At 49.8% G+C, this 1330-nt stretch carries 1 protein-coding gene; it reads right to left on the bottom strand.

Going from position 1 to position 1330, the window contains the following annotated elements:
• Window positions 1-665 precede the first annotated feature (665 nt).
• Window positions 666-848, bottom strand: coding sequence for a ClbS/DfsB family four-helix bundle protein (locus HMPREF2849_RS11590; RefSeq protein WP_371259581.1), 183 nt, complete (start codon window positions 846-848; stop codon window positions 666-668).
• Window positions 849-1330: the final 482 nt, after the last annotated feature.

The following is a 1330-nucleotide window of genomic DNA, read 5'->3' as shown; positions in this document are numbered from 1 at the left end:
CTGCGGCCCACTTTTGTTTTACCCACAGGTAAACAGAATTAACTCGCGTTTTAGTGCTGATGGTCTCTTCCGGCTTAGGACGGTTTGCCATTAGGTCGGTTTGATCGCGGCGGATATGCAAACCTTTAGTCGACCGGCAGCAAACCTACGAGCAAATCAGAATCAAATACGTCGGTCGTACAACGATTACTGGTGCATACCGGCAACTAGCCAAAGAGCCGATGCAGCACCTCTAGTCATTCCAATGAACGGCTCGGATCAACCATGTTGTTAGAGCCGGTCAAATTTGCTTTGTGCTCAAGACAGGGGTCGACGTGGTTGAGTCAATCAACTAGCAAGCAGCGAGTTTCTCCCATGTCCTTATCTTGGTACGAAACGTAGTGAGGGGGGGCAACAGTGTTGATATGTACCCACTTCCACACCGGTCATACTGACGGAGTGGAAGACGCCCACGCTCGCTGCTCAGACTCAAACAGCTCTGCTTCGGCCAGTCAGGGTACCAGTTGGATTACCTCGGCGAGTAGAACCTCGAATCGATTAATCAGATCTCGGGGTGGTACCAGCTCCCAGTGTTGGTAGAAAGACTCGTACAAGCTACCTAGCTAATCGCATTTGAAACTAGGAGCTTCAGTCACCACCTCTTTGTCCGCTTGCTCTTTCCGCTTTCAGCTAAGCAGTAATTCCATCCAGTCCAATAGGTTCGCGATAACCTGCCGGGGCGTGCGGTCTATTCCCTCAATGAGCATTTGCCCACCATCATCGGGAACATCCTCGAACTTGCGGATGAATAGACACCCGCGTTTAGTGGTCTCTGATTCAATCTCGTTTCCGGATTCATATGGCTTCACCACACATTTTCGGTGGAGCACTCTATATCCGAGGTATTCATGCGTATGTTCAAGTGTCCTGGGGTTAGTTCCGCTTTTTACGACCCTGGGTTGATGAAATAGGCAAGGTAGCACTTGGTTTGCGCTTCCCGTGGTGTGGCTAGTCCAGCACTTTGTGTATCCGCATAATTCTTTACCAATGCATCGTCCGCAAAGTGGCAAGTTCGATTTCCGCTTCTATGTTCACGAGTCTTGCGTATGAATGAGTTTTGTCTTGTAGAGAGTGTCGACTCCCTCAGTTGGAGCGTCGTGTTAAGAATCGTGGAACGTGGTGATGCTCGGACGGATTCCAGGACCGAGGTAGGAACTAGATCCAGCACGCTTCACTTACTGCCTCGCGCGTGTTGTTGTTAGATTGCTTATGGCTGTTAATGTGCTGATGCGCGTTACAAAATGCTCCGTGACCTGCGGGTTCGCTTTATGTGTGAAGTGTGTGTAATGTA

The sequence above is a fragment of the Corynebacterium sp. HMSC073B01 genome, assembly GCF_001838255.1.
Classification (GTDB): domain Bacteria; phylum Actinomycetota; class Actinomycetes; order Mycobacteriales; family Mycobacteriaceae; genus Corynebacterium; species Corynebacterium jeikeium_D.
Note: the sequence above shows the minus strand (reverse complement) of the source record. Positions and strands in the feature narration are given on the sequence as shown.